Below are 3,721 nucleotides of genomic sequence, written 5' to 3'. Positions count from 1 at the left end.
ACCGACAAAAGAAGTGGGCTATTGTCGGTTATCTGACCTTCAAGTTCGGGACTTAGATAAAGACAACGAACCGGAAATCATATTAGATATATATTCTGGCGGTGCTCACTGCTGTACGTCATTTCTGATTTACCGCTACGATAATGCAACTCAAAAATATACGGCGATCGTTCATTATTGGGGAAACGGTCGCGGTCCGAAAATTGAGGATTTAGATAAAGATGGGAATGTAGAATTTGTCACTCACGACGATCGCTTTTCATATAAGTTTTCATCTTATGCCGGATCTCGTTATCCATTACAAATTTGGCAGTACCGTCAGGGAAAAATGATAGATGCCACACGGCGCTATCCCCAACAAGTTAAAAATCATGCCGCTCAACTATGGCAAGAATACATTAAAACACAAACTCAATCTGAGGGAGGTAAAGCAATCTTAGCTGCTTACTTGGCTGACAAATATTCCTTGGGTGAAGGTGAGGATGGATGGAGGCGGGTGCGGGAAGCTTATCAGCGAGACGATCGCAGTAAATTTTTTACTGAACTGCGGAAGTTTCTTGGAGAGACTGGTTACATTCGTTAGAAATAGATTTGATGGTAAGGTTAACTGTTTTAACAATCAGGAGAAAGAACTAATGAAAGGGGGGTCGATATTTTATTTAATGTTAAGTTTGGTATTTTTTGGCATCAGCAGTCCAATGGTGTTGAGTCAGGAGCTATCGCCTTCAAAGAAACCTAGTGTCTGCAACCAACCTCAAACCCAAGCTGAATTAAACAATTGTGCGGCAGCTCTTTACCAACAAGCAGATATCCGACTTAATGAAGTCTACAAGCAAGTAATATCGAAGCTGAACCGGCGCGATGGAGAAAAATTAATTGACGAACAATTAGCTTGGATTCAGCGCCGCGATGCTAGTTGCAAAGACCAAGGTAGAATGAGACCTGCGGGTAGTGCCTATGCAGGTGCTCGCGATGCTTGTCTTGCTAGCGAGACAGACAAACGCACGGTCGAATTAGAGAAATATTTACAGAAATAAAAGAGCAATAGCAATCAATGCGAAATTTCAACAGTTCAACTAAATTTTTCATCTTACTAATTGCCACAATTGTTATTGTTGCGGTTTGGGTAACAGCAGTCAATGCTCAAGTACAACTGACAGAGCGATCGAAACTAGCAATTAATGGCATCGGGCCGATTAGAGTCGGAATGACAGTTGATGAAGCCTCAGAATCAGCGAGGATTAAATTCACTAAAGGCGGCGGCGGTCGGGACGAGTATCAATGTTCCTACGTTGAACCCAAAGGAGAACCAAAAGGAATTGCCTTTATGGTCACAAAGGGGCGCATTGCTAGAGTAGACATTTTTAGTAATAAGCAGATTACAACAATCAAAGGGGCAAAGATTGGAGATACTGAAGATAGAATTATTTCACTATATCCGGGGCAAGTTCAAGTAACTAGGCATCCTTACCAGCGTCTTCCACTTACCAATCAAAAATATCTAACATTTGTCCCGAAAGATGCGGCTGACAAAAACTACCGCATTATTTTTGAGACTAGCAAAAATCGTGTGGAGCGCTTTCGTTCTGGCAAAATTCCTGAAGTCGAGCAAGTAGAAGGCTGTTCGTAATTTGGCAAGTAATTTATGTTTTCGATATCAACTACAAAGGAGACAAAAAAAATGAGAGAAAAAGGCAAAGCGTTGTCCACTACAGTTGCAACCTTGGTGATTTTAGGAGTTGGCTGTTTAGCCGAATCAAAACACAGCATGGGGTTAGCAACGAAAACTAAAAGCTTACTAGCAGTAGGATTACCCGGTGAGTTAAAAATAGCTCAATCACAAGATCCATCTCCAAGAGGCCCTAGCGTTGCTCCAACTAAAGAAATTAGGAAAATTAGAGAGGATAAATTCGGGTTCTCATTTGATATTCCAACTAACTATCAAACCCAAAAAAGGCAAGATAATACTCTGACGAGCATTTTGTACAACCCTGCTGATATTAAATTATTAGAATGTGGCAAAAAAAATCGGCTCCGTGGCTACGGTCATCAAACTTTACCTGTTTTAGTGACGGTACAACCAGCCACACCTGAAACTCGTCTGATTCCTGAACTTAGTTCAACTACTCTGAGATTAGAAAATATTAGAGAGACAACAATTGCTAAGCAAAAAGCTTTCGTTTATATTAAAAAGTCTAGTATGACAGGAAAAACAAATGCAGATAGCGTAGAAACTACTTTGTCAGCTAATTTTTTTACCCCTGACAAGCAAAACCTAGTTACTATTTCTACTTTTAACTAGGGAGACAAAATTAGTGCTGTGGAAGAGAAAGTATTTAACACAGTGGTTTCATCATTTGCTTTTGTGAGATAATTGGGAAAAGGAGAGGAAAGATTATGAAAGGGATCTCGTTTGTTAGTTTAATGGTAAGTTTAACTATTGTTGGTTCTAACTCTGGCCCAGTATTTGCACAGCTACAACAAGACAGCCCAGCGACACCAAGCCCGATCGCGCAACGACAGCCTAATTGCAACAACGCTCAAACTAACTTAGAGATTAAAGAGTGTATACGATTGAGGAATGAAGCAGCAGATCGCCGACTGAATGAGGTTTACAAACAATTGGTTGCCAAATTAAGCCGAGAAGAACGATCGCTACTTGCCGAAGCACAAAAAGGATGGATTCAATTGAAGGAAAACAACTGTGATTTTGAAGTTTATGGAAGTCGCATGGGCACAGGTTATCGAGGTTTTCTCAATGAATGTTTAGAACGAATGACCCAACAACGCACTGCTGAATTAGAAAAGTATTTAAGAGAGAAATAAAGGAGAGAATAGTTTATGAAAGGGCAATCGATGCTTAGTTTAATAGTAAGTTTTGCAGTATGGGCAACTGGTTCTTTATCAGTTTACGCACAGTCTCAACGATATCCAACCAACGCAGAGATCCAGCAAATTATCCGAGAATTTCAACAACGAGCGTCCTCGCCACCTTTCTCAAGAGAATGTTGCGGTGGAACTGAGCGCGATACACGTACACCAGTTCAAAGACAGCCACTAGAATCTTTTGTAAAAGCTTGGTCGCAAGTAGATCCAAGTGTAGCGCCCTTTCTAGGTTGGTGGGCAAACAATGATAGCCAAATAGGCATTTATCCTTCAAATGTAAGGGGTCGCGCGTGCGTCATTCATGTTTCTCCTAGACCGAGCTACAAATTTAGTGTAGGTTCTATATCTAGTGGGAAAATTAGCCTCAGCGGCGATTTAACGGGTCGGGTGCTTTTGAATCAAAGAAATATGAGTGGCAATACTTTCTTATTGGTAGCTTATGTTGGTAGTGATAACACAGCCAGAGCCGCGCCTGGTTCTGATATTTATACATATCCTGAACTTCCGCAAGCACCGACTAAGTTACCGCTATCCAAAGCTAACCCGCAAGAAAATTCTCGGATGATTCGAGAATTTAATGCGACTGGCTGTACGGTTTTTTTGCCACAAAGATAGATTTATACTGCTAAACCAATTAACTAAAAAATGAGGAGATAAATCATGAAAGGGATCTCGATATTTAGCTTTTTGACAACCTTGACCATCTTGACTGTCAGCTATTCACCAATCTATGCACAGCCTCAAACCAAGCTAGTGGATAGAACCTTTCAAGTAGCTCAGAATACCAACCAATTTAAACGATTTGAGATTGGAAGACTGAGCACAGGTGAAAAGG

The 3,721-nt window shown here is 40.8% G+C and carries 6 protein-coding genes; all 6 read left to right on the top strand.

The window, feature by feature from the left end:
- On the top strand, positions 1-583 hold a 583-nt coding region (locus tag IQ270_RS28985; protein ID WP_193976571.1), incomplete at its 5' end, for a hypothetical protein.
- A gap of 52 nt (positions 584-635) precedes the next feature.
- Positions 636-1,037: a lysozyme inhibitor LprI family protein gene (locus tag IQ270_RS28980; RefSeq protein WP_193976570.1), complete on the top strand. Its 402-nt coding sequence runs from the start codon at positions 636-638 to the stop codon at positions 1,035-1,037.
- Positions 1,038-1,054: 17 nt separating this feature from the next.
- Positions 1,055-1,630, top strand: coding sequence for a hypothetical protein (locus tag IQ270_RS28975; RefSeq protein ID WP_193976569.1), 576 nt, complete (start codon positions 1,055-1,057; stop codon positions 1,628-1,630).
- Positions 1,631-1,681: 51 nt separating this feature from the next.
- Positions 1,682-2,302 carry a hypothetical protein gene (locus IQ270_RS28970; RefSeq protein WP_193976568.1) on the top strand — a complete coding sequence of 207 codons (621 nt, stop codon included), beginning with the start codon at positions 1,682-1,684 and terminating at the stop codon, positions 2,300-2,302.
- A 95-nt stretch (positions 2,303-2,397) separates the two neighbouring features.
- A complete protein-coding gene (locus IQ270_RS28965) occupies positions 2,398-2,826 on the top strand; it encodes a lysozyme inhibitor LprI family protein (RefSeq protein WP_193976567.1) in 429 nt (142 codons plus the stop codon).
- A gap of 15 nt (positions 2,827-2,841) precedes the next feature.
- Complete coding sequence (locus tag IQ270_RS28960) at positions 2,842-3,501, top strand: hypothetical protein (protein WP_193976566.1); 660 nt, start codon at positions 2,842-2,844, stop codon at positions 3,499-3,501.
- Positions 3,502-3,721 lie beyond the last annotated feature (220 nt).

Origin of the sequence: Microcoleus sp. LEGE 07076, assembly GCF_015207455.1 — a bacterium.
Taxonomy (GTDB): Bacteria; Cyanobacteriota; Cyanobacteriia; order Cyanobacteriales; family Microcoleaceae; genus Microcoleus.
This window is presented reverse-complemented; position numbering and strand designations above follow the sequence as displayed.